Here is a 19700-nt window from a genome sequence, read left to right as displayed (position 1 = left end):
GCGCCTATAAAAGGCTACAGATTACTTTCCATCCCAAGCGCTATAAGCAGCCGCTTTCTTCAATAGAGCACGGTTTGCATCAGTCGCAGGTACTTCTGAATTACCTAGAATAGCAGCTAACCAGTGACCATCCGTTGGGTTAGGGAACAATACATATTTACTACCGTATAGAGCACGGTCTTCTTTCATCTTAGCTAAACGACCTTCTACATCGCCCTTAATGTAATATTTACGACGGAAGTCATTCAAGCTATCACCAAGAAATACTGCAACATCATAGCTTTGCATGATTTCAGCTTGGCGAGTTTCTTTGTTTGAGGTATCACGTAGAACCGTAAAATGAGACTCGTCTTTTAATGGGAAGCCTAGGTGCTTAATGTTGCCCAATGCATATTCGAAGGTTTTATCGCCCTGATCACGACTCGAAATATAGAAGATTTCAACACCGTTTTTCTGGCAATACTCTAAGAAGTCTTTTGCACCTGGTGCGGCAACCATTTTGTTTTCTGCAACCCACTTGTCCCAAGATTCATCGTTGAAGAAATCTTGCTTGTTATTGACCAAGTTACCCCAATAAGAGAGCGGCAGAGCAACGGTATCATCAAAGTCCGTAATAATTGCCAAAGGCTTATCGCCTTTCTTATGTTTAGCAAGTGCCGCATCAACATGCATCTTCGCCACATTAAAACCTTGATAATAAAGAGCTTGATACTCAGCAGAGGTTTGTTTCCAGGCCAGAGCGTAGATCAATGAGTTTTGGGTATCAGAAGGTTCATCAGCCGCGGCTAACGATGCGCTAAATACACTACATATAGCTAGTGCTTTTAAAATGTTTTTGAATAACACGGTCATAATGCTGTTTACCCTTTATCAATAAGATTAAATAAGTAATTGAATTATCATCATTGTTTCCATATTCACGCCCCACACAACAAGTTGAATATAAATTCACAGATCTAGTGGGCAATATTGAATAATAAGTAATAACTCTAACTAGATAACAAGAGATCACTGGTAACCCACAGAACTCATGCCTCAATATTTATTCAGCACTTTACAATATATATTCATTTCAGGCTAGGGGGTTTTTGCAATTTTATTAAAAAATATCTTCGTTGTTATTGATTGCAAACGCGTCAACTTATTAGCTAGAAGGGTTTTTCAAGGTCTATTTTTTGGGATGCAGTTCGGGCTATTGACGTAGGGGGGCAAGCTATTGATATCAAAGGGGGGAATGTATTGATCATGGATTGAACAATTATTTTCCAATAATAGACATATGCATGCATATCAAACATGTTCAATATACGCCCTGTTCAATCATTAAAGGGGCGCTAAACATGTTGGTTATCTACTCTATCGTTACTTTTGTTAGCCTATTCAGTATTACGCTATATGCTAAAGCAAGAAGAAAGCCCCTTGTAGACAACACCATTCAGCAGCTGATGAATCAATATCTCAATACCTATATTAATGCTGAGCGCCAATATGAAGCGATGGAGAGTGAGTTAGCGGTTAAGTCGCGTTTTTATCAGCAAACCCCGGCAGCTGTTCGCGGTGCGTATTCAGATGAACTCATTGCTTTACAGCAGCAAGTGAAGGCGCAAAAAGCATACTATTTTGAAGCTAAGAGCAATTATCTAAGCCTAGGTAAGTCTCTGGTATAGCGCAATCAATAGCATGCAATCTACAGCGATAACTCATACTAGGCTTAATCTCTGTTATCGCTCAATGTACTCGCTTGTTGTGCCTAGAGATCTATGCCTTTTGTCCTGCAACAAACCCAGAGCTCCAACACCAGCTAAAGTTGTATCCCCCTAGCCAGCCGGTAACATCCATTACCTCACCGATAAAGAACAACCCCGGAAACGCCTTGCATTCCATGTTCTTAGAAGAGAGATGCTTGGTATCAACGCCACCTAAAGTCACCTCAGCGGTGCGATACCCTTCGGTACCATTTGGCACTATCTGCCAGCCCTCTAGGGTTTCGGCAACTTGGTCATATTCTTTGTGATTTAGTTGCTTTAATGGCTTATCTGTCAGTTGCTTACGCTCTATAAGAACCTCGATTAAGCGCTTTGGCAATACCTTACTTAAGGTGTTTTTCAGGCTTTGGTTTGGGTGCTTTTCACGGCTTTGAAGTAATAACTCTTTCACATCAGCCTCAGGAACAAGGTTAATAGTAACCTTTTGTCCCGCACGCCAATATGACGATACCTGTAGCACTGATGGGCCAGATAAACCTCGGTGAGTAAACAGCAACGCCTCTTTGAAAGTCGTACCATCTTCAGCGCAGATTTCAGCTGGTATTGCGATACCGGATAATTCACTGAAGTCAATTTTGTCTTGCTTGTGCAAGGTGAAGGGCACTAAGCCTGCGGTGGTAGAAACAATATCCAAACCAAATTGCTCTGCAACCTGATAACCAAATGGTGTTGCGCCCAATTTTGGCATTGATAAGCCACCTGTAGCAATAACCAATGATTCACACTCAACTTTACTGCCGTTTGCCAACAGTGAATACCCTGCGGAGATTGATTCAATATCAGTAACCCCTACTTGGTAGCGAAACTCAATAAAATTGAGGTCACATTCATCAAGTAGCATCTGTACTATCTGCTTGGCAGAATCAACACAGAACAATTGACCATGTTCGCGCTCTTCAAACTCAATCTCGTGCTTACTTACCATGGAGATAAAATCCCAATTGGTATATTGAGATAAAGCAGATTTAACAAAGTGTGGATTCTGACAAATAAAATTTGATGGCGAAACGTCATAGTTACTGAAGTTGCAACGCCCTCCTCCAGAAATGAGAATTTTTCGACCCGGTTTTTTGGCATGATCCAATACCAATACCTTACGCCCTCGCTTCCCTGCTTCGGCTGCACACATCAATCCCGATGCGCCAGCACCAATCACAACTACATCGAAGCGTTCACTCATCACTTGTCTCTCTACAGGCCTAAAAACAAAAAAGGACATGCGCAACACGCATGCCCTAACAAGGGGGTATTGTACTCACTTAAGAGTGACTTTCAAATTACGCTTATTAGACGCTAAATGCCGCAATAAGTGTAACGAATAACAGAGCACAACTCAGAATAAACAGCTCTCGAACCTTGTCGCACTTGTCAACAAAGACCGGATCATGATGCTCTTTATAATCACGCCCCTTTAGGTACTGAAATAAACGAAACTGTTTAACAACATTACCTTGTGTGGAAAAAAAACCACGCCCATCTACTTGCTGATAAAGCAGAGGGTGTGCCTCTCTCATAACAAAAATTAACGTGCGCAATGTACTGATATATCGAACAAAATTAACCGTAGTTACAGTCAATAGCGCAAAAATAATCAAATCCCCACTGATCATCTCTCTTCCTCCTTTGACCTCAAAGGAAGTAGCCAGACGATCAGTGTGTGATCGCTATAGATAGGGTAGAGAATCTCTACTCAGCGGCTACATCCATAATTGAGGTTGAACCTTCTTTCGCCATAGTTGCTAGGTCTTTGTCGATAAAGAACAGCGCCTGACCGTTCTCACCAACCAACTCTAGCTTGTCTAAAATCCCTTTAAACAACTTCTCTTCTTCATGTTGCTCCGCGACATACCACTGCAAGAAATTGAACGTTGAGTAATCTTGAGTAGCAAAGGCAACATGCGCGAGTTTATTGATTTCTTGAGTAATCATACACTCATGCTCATAGGTCTCTCTAAACACCTCACCTAGGCTCGAAAACTCAGAACGTGGTGCCTCTATTGACCCAAGAATAGGCATAGAGCCTGTCTCACTTACATAGGTAAACAACCTCTGCATGTGCTCCATTTCTTCCGTTGCGTGTTTTCGCATAAATTCAGCGGCGCCATCAAAACCTTTGTCTTCACACCAAGCACTCATTTGTAAGTATAGATTGGATGAGAAAAATTCTAGGTTAATTTGCTCATTTAGTTTTTCGACCATTTCCTGCGCTAGCATAGACGTACCCTTTGTTCTAAAAATTCACTTAATAAGCAACAAATATAACATGCCAACAACAACCGTTAACTAGTAAAAGTTGCCTTAGGTCAAAGTTCTCTGTGTTTAAGTAGTGGAATTTTGCAACTTAGGATCACTTCGACATATTAAAGTGAACGGACTGCTAAACTAAAATCAGGATAAAAGATACTAAGGAGCCGATTATGAGCTATCAACATATCGTAGTTGCAGTAGACCTAAGTGAGCACAGTGCTTTTCTCGTAAACAAAGCGGCAGGCCTTGCAAAAGCAGTCGGGGCTGAACTTTCAGTTATTCATATTGATGTAAACTACAACAATATCTATGCCGGCTTAATTGATGTTAACTTAGTTGAAAATCAAAAATCACTGACCGATCACTCCACCGAAAAACTGCAAGCATTAGCCGATCAGGTCGACTATCCGATAAGCCATGTCATGGTAGGACGAGGTGACTTAACCGAAGAGCTAGCAGATGCCATCGCCAAACAAGAGTTTGATCTGGTTGTATGTGGGCATCATCATGACTTCTGGGGCAAACTGTTATCCAATACTAGACACCTAGTACACGATATGCCTATTGACCTGTTAGTGGTACCTCTAGATTAAAAGGCAACAGCATTAAAGCTCTCATTTAATGAGAGCTTTTTTAATGAGTACGCTTGGAGAGTAAATCTGGATTAATCTGCAACACTTCACTTAAGCGAGCATCTAACTCAGCTCGTCGCTGAAGAAGTTTTTGCTCTTTTTGCAGCAGTTTGTTCAGCTTTTTATACAGCTTCTTCTGCTGTTTTAAAACCTTGTGCTGACTATCTACGGACTCTAAATCCGAGGCGATAGTAGCTCTTTCTGCAGTCTCTAAAGCGTGAGTTTTTGTCTCAACTGATGAGGATGAAGGATGAGTATCTTTAGTTGCAGATGGAAGAACATCTTCATCCATTAATTGTTGTGTTTGTTGCGCCTCTGCCAGCATTGCGCACTCTTCAATAGATGCAACACAAGAGGTTTTGTTGCGGCAACTTTGTGGAGGGATTGGGGTTGGCCGACATAAGCTAATGCTTTTATCTGCAACACGAGCACAAGAACGACACACGAACTTAGGCTCAGAAACAATAGCGTAGATTGCTCCCATGCTTAGACCAATTGCCCGACTACTCAACTTGCACATTTTCTTAGTCATGAAACCCCACCGCCACACTCAATTGAGAATGATTACTAATTAGGTATAGTAATCAGGCAGGGTCAAATCAAGGTTTTATTACTCATGGCTGAATTAACATAGACATCGAAGCGATTTTTCTTGGTTTCTATAGCCATACTTGGTTTTTTATTGTCTAACCAATCGGCATAATCAGGGCGCTTAACAATCACTCGCTTGGTCGCAAGAGCCAAAGCCGGAGTCAACAAGCCATCGGCATCAAGGTCAGCACCAACTAAGCTCTGAAATACACGCATCTCTTTCTTAACTAATGCACTCTTCTTTTTATTTTCAGGGTGCGGATACATAGGGTCAAGATAGACAACATCGGGTCTTTTAAAGCTATTATCTTGTGATAACTTTGATAGTGCATCTAAGCTAGAGGCATGAATTAGGCTCATACGCTCACTCACCCATCCACCGATTTCAGGATCGTTAGTCGCTCTTTGTAATCCATCGTCTAACAAGGCTGCGACCACAGGGTGTCGCTCAACCATCTGCACCTTGCAACCAAGAGACGCCAGCACAAAAGAGTCTCGGCCTAACCCGGCGGTACCATCTAAAACCGTAGGCGTTACCCCTTTATTAAGCCCAGCGGCTTTCGCGATAGCTTGTCCTTTGCCGCCACCAAACTTGCGGCGATGGGCAACCGCTCCACCAGCAAAATCCACAAAGATAGAGCCTAATTTTGGCTCGTCGAGCTTTTTAAGCTCTAGTTTATCCTCTAAAACCAAGGCAAACTGGCTTTGTGAATCGTGCTTTAAACCCCAACGTAGCGCTAACTGTTCAAGCTCTAATGCTCGTTCTTGGGGGGCTAACAGTTGAATCTGCAAGCTCATCTCTCTACAGTAATTTTATAACTGGGTATAGTTTACCGTATTCCTATATCTAAGTGGCCTTAAAATGCCACCTCAATATAAAGTTAGTTCGCTTTTATCAATCACAAGGACACGAAATGAATCCAACCCCCTTGCTTGACCCGCTAGATAAAGACATCCTAAAAACCCTAATGGAAGATGCTCGAACACCCTACGCAGAGATGGCAAAACAATTTAATGTTAGCCCTGCAACTATCCATGTCCGTATTGAAAAAATGAAAGCAGCAGGTGTTATTGAGGGAACTGAAGTAGTTGTAAATACCAAACTGCTTGGCTACGACGTATGCTGTTTTATCGGCATCAATCTCAATGCCGCTAAGGATTATCACTCGGCGCTGGAGAAGCTAAATGCTTTAGATGAAGTGGTCGAGGCTTACTACACTACCGGAGCATATAGCATCTTTGTCAAACTCATGTGTCGCAGTATTGAGGAGCTACAACATGTCCTTATCAATAAGCTACAGGCCATTGACGAGGTGCAATCTACGGAGACCCTGATCTCCTTACAAAATCCAATTAATCGCAATGTTAATCCATAAAAAAACGCCAGCGTTAGCTGGCGTCTCTCGTTCAATTAAGCGCTAATGCCTTTATGTCTCAGCATGGCATCAATTTGAGGGTCACGTCCACGGAAGCGTCTAAATAGCTCCATAGGCTCCTCACTGCCACCCATCTCTAGGATATTGTTTAGGAAGCTTTGACCCACTTCTTGATTAAAGACCCCTTCTTCTTCAAAGCGAGCAAATGCGTCAGATGACAATACTTCAGCCCATAGGTAGCTATAGTAGCCTGAGCTATAAGCCCCAGCGAAGATATGACTGAAGGCGTTCGGAAGACGTCCCCACTCAACACTAGGCACAACCGCAACCTTATCTTTAACTTCCGCTAATGTTTCTAGAACTCTAGCGCCAACTTCTGGGTCATAGCTGGTGTGCAATGTGAAATCAAATAACGCCAGTTCAATTTGACGCAGTATAAACATAGCCGATTGGAAGCTCTTCGCTTCGATCATCTTGTCTAGCATCTCTTTCGGCAGAGCTTCACCTGATTCATAATGTCCAGAAATGAAAGCCAAAGCCTCTTCCTCGAAACACCAATTCTCTAAGAATTGACTTGGCAACTCTACTGCATCCCATGCTACACCGTTGATTCCCGATACTGGCGCTACATCAATTTGAGTCAGCATATGGTGGATACCATGTCCACACTCATGGAAAAGAGTCGTTACTTCATCATGAGTAAATAGAGCTGGTTTATCCCCTACAGGCTTGCTGAAGTTACAGGTTAAGTAAGCTACTGGCGCTTGCAGTTCACCATTAATGTCGGTACGACGAGTGCGACATTCATCCATCCATGCGCCACCACGCTTATGCTCACGAGCATATAGGTCTAGGTAGAAACTACCACGCAGCTCACCATCAGTAGTGAAGATGTCATAAAAACGCACAGATTCATGCCATACCTGAACGCCTTTGCGCTCTTTAACTTCCATACCAAACACACGCTTTAGAACCTCAAATAGGCCAGAAACAACGCTATCGGCTGGGAAGTATGGACGCAGCTCTTCATCTGAGATATTAAATTGGCTCTGCTTTTGTTTTTCACTGTAATAAGCGATATCCCACAGGTGCAGCTCATCAATATCAAACTCACTATGAGCATAAAGAGCAAGCTCTTCAAGCTCACGCTCACCTTGGTCTTTGGCTTTACTTGCTAAGTCATTTAGGAAGCTTAATACCTGCGCTGGAGACTCTGCCATCTTAGTTGCAAGTGAGTGTTCACTATGGTTTGCAAAACCAAGTATACGTGCAAGTTCATGACGAAGTTTAAGCTGCTCCACCATGTTTTCAGAGTTATCCCACTTGCCAGCATTAGGACCACGCTCCGATGCACGAGTGCTATATGCTTCGTACATTTCGCGACGCAGCTCTTGATTATCACAATAAACAACAACCGGAATATATGATGGTATTTCTAGAGTAAGTAGATACCCTTCTAAGCCCTTAGCTTGGGCTGCTGCTTGGGCTGCTTCCAGAGCAGAATCAGGCATTCCCGCTAGCTCAGCAACATCGGTAATATGTTTAGTCCAACCCATGGTTGCATCTAATACATTGTTGGAATATTTAGAGCTCAACTCAGACATGCGCTTGCTAATTTCACCGTAGCGCTTTTGCTCATCTGTTGCTAGACCAATACCTGATAATTCGAAATCACGTAACGCATTGGTGATAGTTTTCTTCTTCGCTTGCGATAAGCCTTCAAACTCAGCAGAAGCCTTAATTGATTTATAAGCCTCGTATAAGCCTTTGTGTTGGCCTACCCAAGTACTAAATTCTGATAGTAATGGTAAGCAACTCTCATATGCTTCACGCAGCTCTTCACTGTTCGCAACCGAGTTTAAATGACTCACAGGAGACCAAATACGAGATAGCACTGAATCAGATTCATCAATAGGTAGACAAACATTCTCCCACGTAGGGTTATCGTTACCCACCAACACCTGATCAATAGTTTGACGGCAATCCGCGATTGCTTTTTCTATGGCAGGTTTAACATACTCTGGCTTAAAGTCAGAAAAAGGAGGTAGCTCGGTTACGTTAAGCAGTGGGTTGGACATTAGAAGTTCCCTTTATTGATTATCTTATAGCCTTTAACATTGGGACAGTGCGCACATTTTTCAAGTATACTGGCATCAAGTCTTCCCCAAGTTCATTAGGAAATACCGTGCTCAGTTATCGTCACAGCTTTCATGCGGGCAACCATGCCGACGTTGTAAAACACATAGTTCAAAGTCTCATTTTAGATGCACTTAAGCAGAAAGATAAACCCTTCGTATATCACGACACTCACTCTGGTGTTGGTCGCTATGACCTAACCCATGAATGGTCAGAAAAGACCGGTGAATATAAGCAAGGTATCGCTAAGATATGGCAGCACTCTATGCCGCAAGAGTTGGATAGTTACCTCAATGCCATTCAGGTTCTGAATCAAGACAACGCATTGCGCTACTACCCTGGCTCACCGCGTGTTGCTCGTGCTCAACTGCGTAAACAAGACCGAATGATACTGACCGAGCTGCACCCTAGTGACTATCCACTTCTACAGCAGGAGTTTCATCGCGATCGCCAAGTAAGCATCTATCAGGAAGATGGCTTTGCTCGTCTGAAAGCAAGCTTACCGCCAAAAGAGCGTCGCGGCTTAGTACTCATCGACCCTCCATACGAATTAGCCCATGAATATCGTGATGTAGTAAGAGCTATCGCACAAAGTTACAAACGCTGGGCGACTGGTATCTATGCAATTTGGTACCCTGTTGTGAACCGCTATGACATCGACGATATGTTAGAGGCCCTAAAGGGACTAGGTATCAATAAAATTTTACAGATTGAGCTTGGTGTATCCCCTGATACCAATGAGCGCGGTATGACAGCTTCAGGCATGATCGTCATCAACCCACCTTGGAAACTAGAAAGCCAAATGCAGGCGATATTGCCTCTGCTAAAGCAAGAAATTGCTCCTGCGACTGGTCACTTTAAGGTCGAGTGGGTTGTACCTGAATAAGTTGTGCCCCATATAAAACAAAGACAATAAGAATTTGGAGAACAAAATGACAACTCATTTCGACTACATCTGCATCGGCGGTGGTAGCGGCGGCATTGCCTCAGCAAACCGCGCGGCAATGTATGGTGCGAAAGTAGCACTGATAGAAGCAAAAGATCTCGGCGGCACCTGTGTGAATGTTGGTTGCGTACCTAAAAAGGTAATGTGGCATGGCGCTCAAGTAGCAGAAGCAATCAACCTATACGCTGAAGACTATGGCTTTGATGTAGATGTAAAAGGCTTCAACTGGTCAACCCTTATTGAAAATCGTCAGGCCTATATCGGGCGTATCCATCAATCTTATGACCGTGTGCTGGGTAACAATAAGGTTGAGGTGATCAAAGGCTTTGCTAAATTTGTGGATGCTAAGACCGTTGAAGTTAATGGTGAACACTATACAGCAGACCATATTCTGATTGCTGTTGGTGGACGTCCTAGTATCCCAAATATTCCGGGAGCAGAGCACGGCATTGATTCAAATGGCTTCTTTGAGCTAAACGAGCAACCTAAGCGCGTAGCCGTTATCGGTGCTGGCTATATTGCAGTTGAGATTGCGGGCGTATTGAGTGCTCTTGGCACACAAACTGACCTTTTTGTTCGCAAAGAGTCTCCGTTACGTAGCTTTGATCCGATGATCATCGAGACTCTAACCGAGGTAATGGCAGCTGAAGGCCCAACCCTGCATACCCATTCAGTACCAAAAGAAGTTGTAAAAGAGGCTGATGGTAGCCTGACCTTACACCTTGAAAATGGCAACACCCACAATGTAGACCAGCTTATCTGGGCTATCGGTCGCCATCCAGCAACCGATACTATCAACCTAAGCAACACTGGTGTTGAAACGAACGAGCGCGGTTACATCAAGGTTGATGAATACCAAACGACTAATATCGATGGTATTTACTGTGTCGGTGACATCATGGAAGGCGGCGTAGAGCTGACCCCTGTAGCAGTAAAAGCAGGTCGCCAACTTTCTGAGCGCTTATTTAATAATAAGCCTGACGCAAAAATGGATTATAAACTTATCCCTACCGTGGTATTTAGCCACCCGCCAATCGGCACTATTGGCCTAACTGAGCAAGAAGCAAAGGCGCAATACGGTGAAGATAAGGTGAAAGTTTATACTTCAGGCTTTACTGCTATGTATACCGCAGTGACCAAGCACCGCCAACCATGCAAGATGAAACTGGTATGTGCTGGTGATGACGAGAAAGTAGTCGGCCTACATGGTATCGGTTATACCGTAGATGAAATGATTCAAGGTTTCGGTGTTGCAATGAAGATGGGCGCAACCAAGGCTGATTTCGACGCGGTAGTCGCTATCCACCCTACCGGCTCTGAAGAATTCGTGACAATGCGTTAAGCATCACTCTCGTAAAAAATAACCAAGGCCCTACTCTATAGCGGGGCCTTTTTGTATCCGTCAGAATGAGAGCGGTTAAGGTATAAACCTGAGCAATCAAGTGCGTTCAGCAAATCAAACTCACACCGCCACAATAACAGGGTATGTTTAAACGACTTTAAACAATTATCTCTGCACTTCACGAATGAAGGATTTCTCAAATCCAGACACTGATTTTAGTTGAGTCAGCTCTAAGCGCACTTGTGAATAATTCTCATAGGGACCAATCAAGCAGCGCATACCAGATGGCTCTTGTTTACTCCAAATTGACGCAGATACATTGGGGTATAGTGTTTCGACGTTAGCCATGGTTAAGCCTTCAGGAAAGACACCACACTGAATCCAAAACGTAGAATGGTTATGCTTGGGTTTTGACTTCCCAGTTAGGGCTATGCCGACAGGGCACTCTTCACTAAGTTGAGCTGGTTTATTAAAAGCCGATTGAGTGGCAGTACACAGGTATTCTGCCGCCATTACGGTTGAGCTTCCTAAACCGAGTAAAGCTACTACTAGCCAGTACCTTAACCTCATAAATATCCACCCCTTGAGATAATTATTCTAATAAGAGTGTATGCCGTATCGATATATTTTCAAATCCAATACTGCTTATTAAAATAGTCTTGTCAGTTATCTAATCTAGCTATACATATTTGCTGCTGGTAGCTTGTGCCATTGGCAAGCGACTTAAATAGCTATCACATCGCTCATCTTCCAACTCATGGCGGAATTCTCTAGCGAGCATATCTAACAAAGAAATCAAGATCATGATCTCACGGTAGGCCTGTTCCAAGCACATCTCTGTAGAGGTAAACAAGGTATGCTCAACATTGCATCCAATGCGGGTTAAGATCTGATGTAGGGAATATCGTACCAACCGTACACGATGCTCACTCAAGGCCCCACCACTTTGCAATAAGGATGAGAGCGCCAGATATTCATGCTTAGCTTCTTCAAACTGAATCAGTTGTTGCTCAAAAAAGTCTGTCGATATCTCGGCAATGCCGTGGCGGATACTCGCACCACGGAAGATGTTCATATAGGCTTCTTTTTTACTGTAGTGTATCAAGTTGATGTTCGGCGCTTGTTCAAATACCTTCTCCATCACCTCAGTGATCGCCTTGGTATAGAATTCATAGTGAGACAGGAATAACTCCGCATTATTCTTAACCTCAGACATATGAATCTGTTTTTCTACCTTTGAAATCTGCTTTTCAGTCTGTTTAGTGCGATGAATAGAGGCAACCATTGCCATCAATGGGATGGAAGACCACAAAATCATAAATGGAAAACGGGAGGTTTCGTATAACGCCTGCATCCCTTCGGCATCAAAGCTAACCGAAACATCTCTAAAGGAGATCAGAAATACAATCGTGGCCCAGAATAAAGGGACAATTAAGGCGAGGTAGAATACCGGCTGAGAAAGAATCGGCTCATCGGTAATTGAAAGTAGACCTAAAGAAGGTGATTTGTTTTTGCGCTTACAGTAGATGCTGTATAGCAAGCGTACTCCGTATGCTGTCACCCATGCAAACAACAGCAAAAACAACGGAAAATACCCTAACGTTGTGGATTCCACCAACAGCATCAATAAAATAATTAAAGCAACTAGCTTGTATCTATATTCAATCAATAATTGGCTTGTCGACACTATGTGATCCAGATCTCAACTTGGGTAGTGGTCACTCTATCAACACAACTAATACTATTGTTAAAACTAAGTCAATTTAACGAAAAAAGCAGCCACTAATTTGTGGCTGCTTCTAATATACCTAGAAAAAATTAACCCTTATAAATCTTAGGGTTAAATGCATCTCTTAACCAGTCACCTAATAAATTGATCACTAAGACTAGAGTAACTAATACCACCCCAGGGAAGGCCGTAATCCACCAAGCTCCTGAGAATATATAGTTAAATCCAGTACTGATTAGTGCGCCCAATGAAGGCTGATCAACAGGCAATCCTAAACCAAGAAATGACAGGGCTGCTTCTGACATAATTGCATTCGCAATCTGTACGGTTGAGATAACCAAGATTGGCGATAAACAGTTTGGCAGAATATGACGAAACATGATTCGAGGAGCCTTAAAGCCCATCACTCGCGCCGCCTCAACATATTCCTTTTTCTTTTCGGCTAATACCGAAGCACGAATGGTCCGTGCATACTGCGGCCACTCCGCAATACCGATAATAACCACCAGCATAATCACTGCGTATTGGCTATAAAAGTCCCCACCAAAGCTGGCCTTAAAGATCGCTGAAACGATAATCGCAACCATCATAGTCGAGAACGAAAGCTGAATATCAGCAAAGCGCATTAAGAAACTATCAATACGCCCGCCAAAGTAACCAGCCGAAAGACCAATCACGATACCTAATACCATTTGTACAGCTACAGCAAGGAAACCAATGGTTAACGAAAGCCTAGCCCCATACAGAATAGTGGAGAAAATATCACGACCTTGCTCATCGGTGCCAAGCACAAAGTGAGCCTCGCCCTCGTCCATCCATGATGGCGGAAGCTCTGCATCCATAATATCGATAGCAGTCAGATCGTAAGGGTTTGTAGGTGCGATGATCGGCGCGGCAATAGCGGCGACCAAGAAGCAGGCAAATACAAACGCACTGAACATTGCCACTTTATCGCGTAAAAAGTAGTACAGAATGTCTGAGTTCTTAATGCGCTGCCAACGGCTAGGAGCGGTTGCTGCTTGTTCCATAATTAAGCTCCTTTGCTAGTTAGGTTAACGGTAGGGTTTATCAAACCATAGAGAAGGTCGACTATGGTGTTAGTAACAACAAATATCAGACCAACAAAGATAACGTATGCAGTTATAAGCGGTGTATCGACTCGGTTAATCGCCTCTAAGAATAAGAAGCCCATTCCTGGCCATTGGAATACAGTCTCAGTTAATATGGTATATGCCACCATAGTCCCTATCTGCACTCCCCCTACCGTAAGAACCGGTAACATGGTGTTCTTTAGGGCGTGTTGATAATGAATCTTCTTAAGCGATAACCCTTTCGCTTTACCAAATTTAATGTATTCAGAACCCAGTACCTCAAGCATTTCTGCTCGCACTAGTCGAATAAACAATGGAAGCATAATTGAGGCCAAGGAGACGCATGGCAATACCAGGTGCGCTAGGCCATCCTTGGTAAAGAAACCTGATTCCCAGCCAAAGATATTCGCCGTCTCTCCTCGCCCATATGAAGGCAGCCAACCCAAGGTGATAGAGAAGACATACATCAACATAATAGCGGTTAGGAATACTGGTATTGAAATGCCTACCGAGCTCATTGCCATTACAAACTTGGTGAAGAAGCTCTTAGGGTTAATTGCGGAATAAACCCCTAACGGAATAGAGAGGGCGATAATAATTAGACTGGCACCAAACACTAACTCTAGGGTTGGTATCAACTTATCTAATATGACCTCTGTCGCTGGGCGTTTAAAGAAATAAGATGTGCCTAAGTCACCCTGCACTGCAGCGGTAACAAAGCGGGTATATTTAGTAATGAAGGGGTCATTTAATCCCATTTCATCACGCAGAGCTTGTCGCTCAGCATCTGAAACTGACTGACCAACTAGTTCACGTAGAGGATCACCAAGATTATCTTGGATAGCAAACGCCACCAAACTGATCACAAACATCACTACCAGGGCCTGATACAGGCGTTTGACTAGAAACGAAAACATTCCTTTGCCCCTTAATCCAATCTAATAAAATTTTCAGTCTTAAAAATGGTACCTAATCCGACTGAAATAAGATTAGGTACCGAAAGTGACATTTCTGCCAAATTTTAAGCGGTCATGTCATTGCAGGGAGCTTAAGTATCTCTCCCCGCTTTTCTGTATGTACTATTTTTCGTCGACAACCAAATCGCCAAAGTATGGGAAGTTCATTGCGTTGACGATTGGTTCAATATGTACGTTAGACTTTGCACCCCAAGCTAGGTTTTGCCAGTGTAGAGGAACAAATGCCGCGTCATCGTAGAGCATCTTCTCAACCTTCTGCAGCATTGCCGAACGCTTAGCTGGGTCAGTCTCTACGTTTGAAGCCTCAACCAGTTTATCTAGCTCAGGATTCGAATAGTGACCACAGTTATACTGACCGCGACCCGTTTCTTCGTTACGCGTCATAGTTAAGAACTCAGAGAAGTTTGCTGAATCCTCTGTATCTGCATGCCAACCAATCATCAGCATATCTGCTGCACACTTATCAAACTCAGGCCAGTATTGCGCTTTAGGCATGGTCTTAAGGTCAACCTTGATACCAATCTTAGATAGCATTGCCGCAGTTGCTTGAGCTACTTTTGCATCATTCACATAACGGTTATTTGGTGCCATCATGCTCAAAGAGAAGCCATCTTCATAGCCAGCGTCTTTCATCAGTTGCTTAGCTTTCTTAAGGTCATAGCGAGGCACTAGATCTGCATCATAGCCTGCATAACCTTCTGGACCTTGTTGGCCCGCAGTGGTTCCAAAGCCTTTCATGATCTTCTTAACAATTCCATCATTGTTAATTGCATGAACAATAGCCTGACGCACGCGTACATCTTTAAGTGCTGGGTTACTTTCTTGGTTCAATTGGAAAGTGATGATTCGAGTGCCTGGTAGAGTCACAAGATTCACACCTTTCGCATTTTGCACGCGGTTGTGATCATTAGGTGCTACTGGTGCAATCATATCGACACCACCAGAAAGAAGCGCAGCAACACGGGTCGCATCTTCTTTGATAGGCACTAAAGTTAGGTTGTCTACATTGCCTTTAGATTCTTTATCCCAGTAACCGTCAAAGCGTTCAAACTCAACCTTTACGCCTTGCTCGCGTGATTTAACGACGAATGGACCCGTACCTGAAACATGAGTAGAAGCAAATGAGTTGCCATGTTTCACAACCTCAGACTTATCTAAACCATCAGTGGTTTTACCTGAGTAGAACTTACTATCCATTGGGAAAATGTAGGTTGCAGTTTGCAGCACAAGAGGAAAAGCCCCTTTAGATACAAGCTCTACGGTGTACTCATCTACCTTCACCATTTTCTCAAACGGAGAAAAGATAGCTTTAAAATCTGGAGAGTCTTTTAGACGATCAAATGTCCATACAACATCATCAGCTGTCATCTCATTGCCAGAATGGAACTTCACACCCTTGCGCAGGTTGAAACGCACGGTTGTATCATTAATACGGTCCCAGCTCGTTGCTAGGCGCGGTTCAAAATCTAGCTTTTGGGTATAACGAACAAGTGGGTCAAATACCATGTGTGACATTTGAAGTGTGCCACCTGATAGCTGCTCATGCGGATCAAGAGATACTGGATCGGCATCATAAGCAACTTTGATGTCGGCAGCACTTGCACCAAATGCAAGGCCAGCAGCTGCCAAAGCGACAGCCAATTTGGTCTTAATGGTTTTCATTGCATATCTCCTTTATGCGGGATTCTAGTCCCTAGTTTGTTTTAAGCGCTTTAGCCTAAGCATCGGCTAAAGCGGAGTTTTGTTCATTAATGTCGTATTCTCTTAATCCTTTGAATTCAGGCATTAATGAAATTAATTGCTGGCTGTAATCATGTTTAGGGGATTCGAATAGTTGTTCTGTCGGGGCAACCTCAAGCAAGGTTCCCATTTTCATCACACCAATTCGGTCACACATCTGACGGATAACAGGCAGGTCATGACTAATAAACAACATGGTTAGATTCAGTTCATCTTGAAGGTCTTTCAAGAGATTAAGGATCTGCGCCTGCACCGAAACATCCAGTGCAGAGGTAGGTTCATCACAAATAAGCAAGCGAGGTCGAGTCGCCAATGCGCGTGCTATCGATATACGCTGACGCTGTCCCCCTGAGAATTCATGCGGGTATTTCACCGCGGCCATACGCCCTAGCCCTACATGATCAAGCAGGTCATATACTATCTGGCGAGTTTCATTTTCATTGCGTGTAAGCTTATGAAAACGAATAGGTTCTGCGATGATATCCATGATCTTCATGCGCGGATTCATAGAGGTATACGGGTTCTGAAACACCATCTGCATCTGACGACGCATCGGGCGACGCTGTTTTTCAGTTTTAAGTGCGGTAAGGTCAATCCCTTCAAAGCTCACCTTGCCAGAATCAGGTGGGTACAGCCCTGCTATAATTCGAGCAATGGTTGATTTCCCTGATCCAGATTCCCCCACTAAACCAAAGGTTTCGCCCTCGAATACCTCAAAGCTAACCTCGTTCGAAGCTTGAACATATTCCCTGCGGCTCTCAAATAGTGAATCCTTGGTAACAAAGCGCAGGTTTACATCCTCAACCTTAAGTAAAGGACCGCTATAGTCACGTTGATCCTGGCTTTGACCTAACCAGTGATTCTTAACATCTAACGGTTCCATCTCCGTTGCTTCTTCGATGTAACTTACCAATGGAAAGCGGTCTAATTTTTTGTCTGAGCGAGGAACCGCTGAAATAAGACTACGCGTATATGGGTGGTCAGGGTCACTTAGTACCTTAGAGGTTGGCCCAAACTCAACTAAATCACCGCGATACATAACCGCCACACGGTCGGTGACATTTGAAACCACACCCATATCGTGAGTAACCAGCATGCAGCCAACATTTTGTTGAATACATAACTCTCGGATTAGATTTAGGATTTGATCTTGAATTGATACATCAAGTGCTGTGGTTGGCTCATCGGCGATAATAAGATCGGGTTCGCCAGCCAGTGCAATTGCAATCACAACGCGCTGACGCATACCGCCAGAGAACTGATGAGGGTATTGCTTTAACCTATTTTCAGGTTGTGGAATCCCAACCTTATTCATTAACTCAAGTGAACGAGAATATGCCTCCTCATCCGTTACCTTCATGTTGGCATGAATGGTCTCCTTGAGTTGGTGCTCCACTGTAAACAGAGGGTTTAATGACGTCATAGGGTCTTGAAAGATAAACCCTATTTTTGAACCGCGAACCTTACGCATCTCCTCAGGAGATAAACCAGATATTTTCTCACCATCTAAAAATACCTCGCCATCGGCAATCATTCCAGGAGGACTTAGCAGGTCGATAACCCCATTGCCAACCGTGGATTTACCCGCGCCAGATTCACCAACCACACCCACGATTTCGCCACGCTCAACGGTAAGCGATAACGATTTAACCGCAGCATGTACTCCATGACGCGACGGGTATTCTATACGGAGATTTTTAACTTCTAATAATGACATTACCAGACCTCTACTGCGGGACAGTTTTCTGCCTTGTCTGTAAATTGAATCCATTCTAATGGCGTGACTGATTTGCACTTCAGTCTGCGCTCTTGAGAGCGTCTTCACCCACAACACAAAACAAATGTTTCATGTTTGAGCCACAATCTGGCAAATAATTCACACAAAATCAACAACTGAAGAATAAAAACTGGTCTGGGCGCACAACAAAACAATTTAATAGGGCATAGAACGATTGAATTTGGCGCATAAACAGTCGGGGTAACCATACCCAAAGTGTCAGCAACCTCAACGATATCAAGGGGCGAGTTAGGCTAATAGTAAGAATAGTAACTTAGGAGTGGTTTTTTATTTACACGCAGATGAGGTTTATAAACAGGAGTAAATATCAGGGGGTGATTAACAAAATTTTCACAAGGTGATCCAAGGCAAATGCAGATTATATGCGACGAGTTTGCTTATTTGTGCAGAATATAAACCCGCCACCGGGGTTAATTAGCAGTAAATAATAAAAAAGCTCCCAATGGGAGCTCTTAACGTTATGAGTCGCTGTTAGTGAGAACAAACATTCACTTCATTAATACGCATCACTTCACCATCGAAGATAACCTTCTGGCGATCGATAAAAAATTGAACCATAGCTTCAAAATCAAATCCTTCACGGCTACAGGTTCTAAACTCTACCCCTTCACCAAACTCAGCAATCGCCCATTGGTTTAGCTCGGACTTTGTCATTGGCTGTAAACGAAGTTGATTTAATAGTTTATGTGCATGCACTGTCATAATTAGCTCCTAAGAAATTGGCCCAACTGTAGCGTATTTCACACAATTGAGTTTGCTCTGAATCAATGAATATAAGATTTATTTATTATACACCTTATAGGTGCACACTCAATTCAGCCCAATTAACATAGTAAAATCCAACAGCGGCTAAAGTCAGTAGCGCGACCAAGGCAAAGGCAATCCCCCAGATAAAGCGACCGCTACGAGGGGTCAGCCCCTGCTCACATTCTTTGCATACTTGTATAAATTGCTTACGGTCTTCTAGCTCAAATCCATCTTCATGCAGTATTTTATTACGGATGGTTGCCACATAACGCAGTTTCTTAATAATCTCATGTGGGAGGCGCTCCTCACTACTTGAGATTAATTGATGTAAACCGCGCCCGTTTGCGTGAAATTGAGTACGCAATAAGCTTTCGATACGGCGCGTTCTTGTTACAACCTGATCTATATCGGACATACCCTTACTCCATTCCTAATGGCCACTGCGGTTTCGATCCATAGAAAACCCAATAAAGTGTGGTCCAATATTACAATAAAAAATTAGTTCGGAACTCTATGTTGTTCAACTCGACATGTAAATAGCGCGCCCTGTTTCGCTTAGCAAGGCCGACTGTTATTTACGCT

General features: G+C 43.3%; 20 protein-coding genes. 5 read left to right on the top strand and 15 right to left on the bottom strand.

Annotated elements, in window-relative coordinates:
* Nucleotides 1-21 precede the first annotated feature (21 nt).
* On the bottom strand, nucleotides 22-852 hold the full coding sequence (locus tag OCU28_RS00340) for a 5'-nucleotidase, lipoprotein e(P4) family (protein WP_261816408.1): 831 nt from the start codon (nucleotides 850-852) through the stop codon (nucleotides 22-24).
* A 431-nt stretch (nucleotides 853-1283) separates the two neighbouring features.
* On the opposite strand from OCU28_RS00340, the gene OCU28_RS00335 reads away from it, so the two are divergent.
* Nucleotides 1284-1667, top strand: coding sequence for a hypothetical protein (locus OCU28_RS00335; RefSeq protein ID WP_261816407.1), 384 nt, complete (start codon nucleotides 1284-1286; stop codon nucleotides 1665-1667).
* A 91-nt stretch (nucleotides 1668-1758) separates the two neighbouring features.
* On the opposite strand, the gene OCU28_RS00330 is transcribed toward OCU28_RS00335, so the two are convergent.
* The 3 genes from OCU28_RS00330 to ftnA form a co-directional block, all read right to left on the bottom strand.
* A complete protein-coding gene (locus OCU28_RS00330) occupies nucleotides 1759-2946 on the bottom strand; it encodes a BaiN/RdsA family NAD(P)/FAD-dependent oxidoreductase (RefSeq protein WP_261816406.1) in 1188 nt (395 codons plus the stop codon).
* A 106-nt stretch (nucleotides 2947-3052) separates the two neighbouring features.
* Nucleotides 3053-3376 (bottom strand): universal stress protein UspB, encoded by a 324-nt coding sequence (gene uspB / locus OCU28_RS00325; RefSeq protein ID WP_261816405.1) that lies wholly within the window; start codon nucleotides 3374-3376, stop codon nucleotides 3053-3055.
* Nucleotides 3377-3452: 76 nt separating this feature from the next.
* Nucleotides 3453-3980 (bottom strand): non-heme ferritin, encoded by a 528-nt coding sequence (gene ftnA / locus OCU28_RS00320; protein WP_261816404.1) that lies wholly within the window; start codon nucleotides 3978-3980, stop codon nucleotides 3453-3455.
* Between the two features lie 203 nt (nucleotides 3981-4183).
* Between ftnA and OCU28_RS00315 the strand changes: the two genes are divergently transcribed.
* Nucleotides 4184-4606, top strand: coding sequence for a universal stress protein (locus OCU28_RS00315; RefSeq protein ID WP_261816403.1), 423 nt, complete (start codon nucleotides 4184-4186; stop codon nucleotides 4604-4606).
* Nucleotides 4607-4646: 40 nt separating this feature from the next.
* On the opposite strand, the gene OCU28_RS00310 is transcribed toward OCU28_RS00315, so the two are convergent.
* Nucleotides 4647-5177 (bottom strand): hypothetical protein, encoded by a 531-nt coding sequence (locus tag OCU28_RS00310; RefSeq protein ID WP_261816402.1) that lies wholly within the window; start codon nucleotides 5175-5177, stop codon nucleotides 4647-4649.
* A 62-nt stretch (nucleotides 5178-5239) separates the two neighbouring features.
* Entirely contained in the window at nucleotides 5240-6034 is a 795-nt protein-coding gene (locus tag OCU28_RS00305) for a class I SAM-dependent methyltransferase (protein WP_390623781.1), read from the bottom strand.
* 116 nt (nucleotides 6035-6150) lie between these two features.
* Between OCU28_RS00305 and asnC the strand changes: the two genes are divergently transcribed.
* On the top strand, nucleotides 6151-6612 hold the full coding sequence (gene asnC / locus OCU28_RS00300) for a transcriptional regulator AsnC (RefSeq protein WP_261816400.1): 462 nt from the start codon (nucleotides 6151-6153) through the stop codon (nucleotides 6610-6612).
* 35 nt (nucleotides 6613-6647) lie between these two features.
* Here the strand turns inward: asnC and prlC are convergent, their stop codons facing one another.
* The gene (gene prlC, locus OCU28_RS00295; RefSeq protein ID WP_261816399.1) at nucleotides 6648-8690 is read right to left on the bottom strand and encodes an oligopeptidase A; all 2043 of its coding nucleotides are present in this window, start codon (nucleotides 8688-8690) and stop codon (nucleotides 6648-6650) included.
* 107 nt (nucleotides 8691-8797) lie between these two features.
* Here prlC and OCU28_RS00290 point away from each other — a divergent pair, with 107 nt between their 5' ends.
* Together OCU28_RS00290 and gorA are read left to right on the top strand one after the other, a co-directional pair.
* The gene (locus OCU28_RS00290; RefSeq protein ID WP_261816398.1) at nucleotides 8798-9634 is read left to right on the top strand and encodes a 23S rRNA (adenine(2030)-N(6))-methyltransferase RlmJ; all 837 of its coding nucleotides are present in this window, start codon (nucleotides 8798-8800) and stop codon (nucleotides 9632-9634) included.
* Between the two features lie 46 nt (nucleotides 9635-9680).
* Complete coding sequence (gorA, locus tag OCU28_RS00285; RefSeq protein WP_261816397.1) at nucleotides 9681-11036, top strand: glutathione-disulfide reductase; 1356 nt, start codon at nucleotides 9681-9683, stop codon at nucleotides 11034-11036.
* A 165-nt stretch (nucleotides 11037-11201) separates the two neighbouring features.
* On the opposite strand, the gene OCU28_RS00280 is transcribed toward gorA, so the two are convergent.
* From OCU28_RS00280 to OCU28_RS00245, 8 genes are all read right to left on the bottom strand, one after another.
* On the bottom strand, nucleotides 11202-11606 hold the full coding sequence (locus tag OCU28_RS00280) for an SPOR domain-containing protein (protein WP_261816396.1): 405 nt from the start codon (nucleotides 11604-11606) through the stop codon (nucleotides 11202-11204).
* A 109-nt stretch (nucleotides 11607-11715) separates the two neighbouring features.
* Nucleotides 11716-12723, bottom strand: coding sequence for a hypothetical protein (locus tag OCU28_RS00275; protein WP_261816395.1), 1008 nt, complete (start codon nucleotides 12721-12723; stop codon nucleotides 11716-11718).
* A gap of 131 nt (nucleotides 12724-12854) precedes the next feature.
* The gene (locus tag OCU28_RS00270) at nucleotides 12855-13793 is read right to left on the bottom strand and encodes an ABC transporter permease (protein WP_261816394.1); all 939 of its coding nucleotides are present in this window, start codon (nucleotides 13791-13793) and stop codon (nucleotides 12855-12857) included.
* Between the two features lie 2 nt (nucleotides 13794-13795).
* Nucleotides 13796-14773, bottom strand: coding sequence for an ABC transporter permease (locus OCU28_RS00265; RefSeq protein WP_261816393.1), 978 nt, complete (start codon nucleotides 14771-14773; stop codon nucleotides 13796-13798).
* Nucleotides 14774-14935: 162 nt separating this feature from the next.
* Nucleotides 14936-16495 carry an ABC transporter substrate-binding protein gene (locus tag OCU28_RS00260; protein ID WP_261816392.1) on the bottom strand — a complete coding sequence of 520 codons (1560 nt, stop codon included), beginning with the start codon at nucleotides 16493-16495 and terminating at the stop codon, nucleotides 14936-14938.
* Between the two features lie 55 nt (nucleotides 16496-16550).
* On the bottom strand, nucleotides 16551-18290 hold the full coding sequence (locus OCU28_RS00255) for a dipeptide ABC transporter ATP-binding protein (RefSeq protein WP_261816391.1): 1740 nt from the start codon (nucleotides 18288-18290) through the stop codon (nucleotides 16551-16553).
* 552 nt (nucleotides 18291-18842) lie between these two features.
* Nucleotides 18843-19073: a YecH family metal-binding protein gene (locus tag OCU28_RS00250; protein WP_261816390.1), complete on the bottom strand. Its 231-nt coding sequence runs from the start codon at nucleotides 19071-19073 to the stop codon at nucleotides 18843-18845.
* Nucleotides 19074-19167: 94 nt separating this feature from the next.
* Nucleotides 19168-19533 carry a DUF4145 domain-containing protein gene (locus OCU28_RS00245; protein WP_261816389.1) on the bottom strand — a complete coding sequence of 122 codons (366 nt, stop codon included), beginning with the start codon at nucleotides 19531-19533 and terminating at the stop codon, nucleotides 19168-19170.
* Between the last annotated feature and the right edge of the window lie 167 nt (nucleotides 19534-19700).

Origin of the sequence: Vibrio gallicus (assembly GCF_024346875.1) — a bacterium.
Classification (GTDB): Bacteria; Pseudomonadota; Gammaproteobacteria; order Enterobacterales; family Vibrionaceae; genus Vibrio; species Vibrio gallicus.
Note: the sequence above shows the minus strand (reverse complement) of the source record. Positions and strands in the feature narration are given on the sequence as shown.

Coding starts and splice junctions, on each gene's coding strand:
- OCU28_RS00340 (WP_261816408.1), bottom strand. CDS start 852: ATGACCGTGTTATTCAAAAACATTTTAAAAGCACTAGCTATATGTAGT.
- OCU28_RS00335 (WP_261816407.1), top strand. CDS start 1,284: ATGCATATCAAACATGTTCAATATACGCCCTGTTCAATCATTAAAGGG.
- OCU28_RS00330 (WP_261816406.1), bottom strand. CDS start 2,946: ATGAGTGAACGCTTCGATGTAGTTGTGATTGGTGCTGGCGCATCGGGA.
- uspB (WP_261816405.1), bottom strand. CDS start 3,376: ATGATCAGTGGGGATTTGATTATTTTTGCGCTATTGACTGTAACTACG.
- ftnA (WP_261816404.1), bottom strand. CDS start 3,980: ATGCTAGCGCAGGAAATGGTCGAAAAACTAAATGAGCAAATTAACCTA.
- OCU28_RS00315 (WP_261816403.1), top strand. CDS start 4,184: ATGAGCTATCAACATATCGTAGTTGCAGTAGACCTAAGTGAGCACAGT.
- OCU28_RS00310 (WP_261816402.1), bottom strand. CDS start 5,177: ATGACTAAGAAAATGTGCAAGTTGAGTAGTCGGGCAATTGGTCTAAGC.
- OCU28_RS00305 (WP_390623781.1), bottom strand. CDS start 6,034: ATGAGCTTGCAGATTCAACTGTTAGCCCCCCAAGAACGAGCATTAGAG.
- asnC (WP_261816400.1), top strand. CDS start 6,151: ATGAATCCAACCCCCTTGCTTGACCCGCTAGATAAAGACATCCTAAAA.
- prlC (WP_261816399.1), bottom strand. CDS start 8,690: ATGTCCAACCCACTGCTTAACGTAACCGAGCTACCTCCTTTTTCTGAC.
- gorA (WP_261816397.1), top strand. CDS start 9,681: ATGACAACTCATTTCGACTACATCTGCATCGGCGGTGGTAGCGGCGGC.
- OCU28_RS00280 (WP_261816396.1), bottom strand. CDS start 11,606: ATGAGGTTAAGGTACTGGCTAGTAGTAGCTTTACTCGGTTTAGGAAGC.
- OCU28_RS00270 (WP_261816394.1), bottom strand. CDS start 13,793: ATGGAACAAGCAGCAACCGCTCCTAGCCGTTGGCAGCGCATTAAGAAC.
- OCU28_RS00265 (WP_261816393.1), bottom strand. CDS start 14,773: ATGTTTTCGTTTCTAGTCAAACGCCTGTATCAGGCCCTGGTAGTGATG.
- OCU28_RS00260 (WP_261816392.1), bottom strand. CDS start 16,495: ATGAAAACCATTAAGACCAAATTGGCTGTCGCTTTGGCAGCTGCTGGC.
- OCU28_RS00255 (WP_261816391.1), bottom strand. CDS start 18,290: ATGTCATTATTAGAAGTTAAAAATCTCCGTATAGAATACCCGTCGCGT.
- OCU28_RS00250 (WP_261816390.1), bottom strand. CDS start 19,073: ATGACAGTGCATGCACATAAACTATTAAATCAACTTCGTTTACAGCCA.
- OCU28_RS00245 (WP_261816389.1), bottom strand. CDS start 19,533: ATGTCCGATATAGATCAGGTTGTAACAAGAACGCGCCGTATCGAAAGC.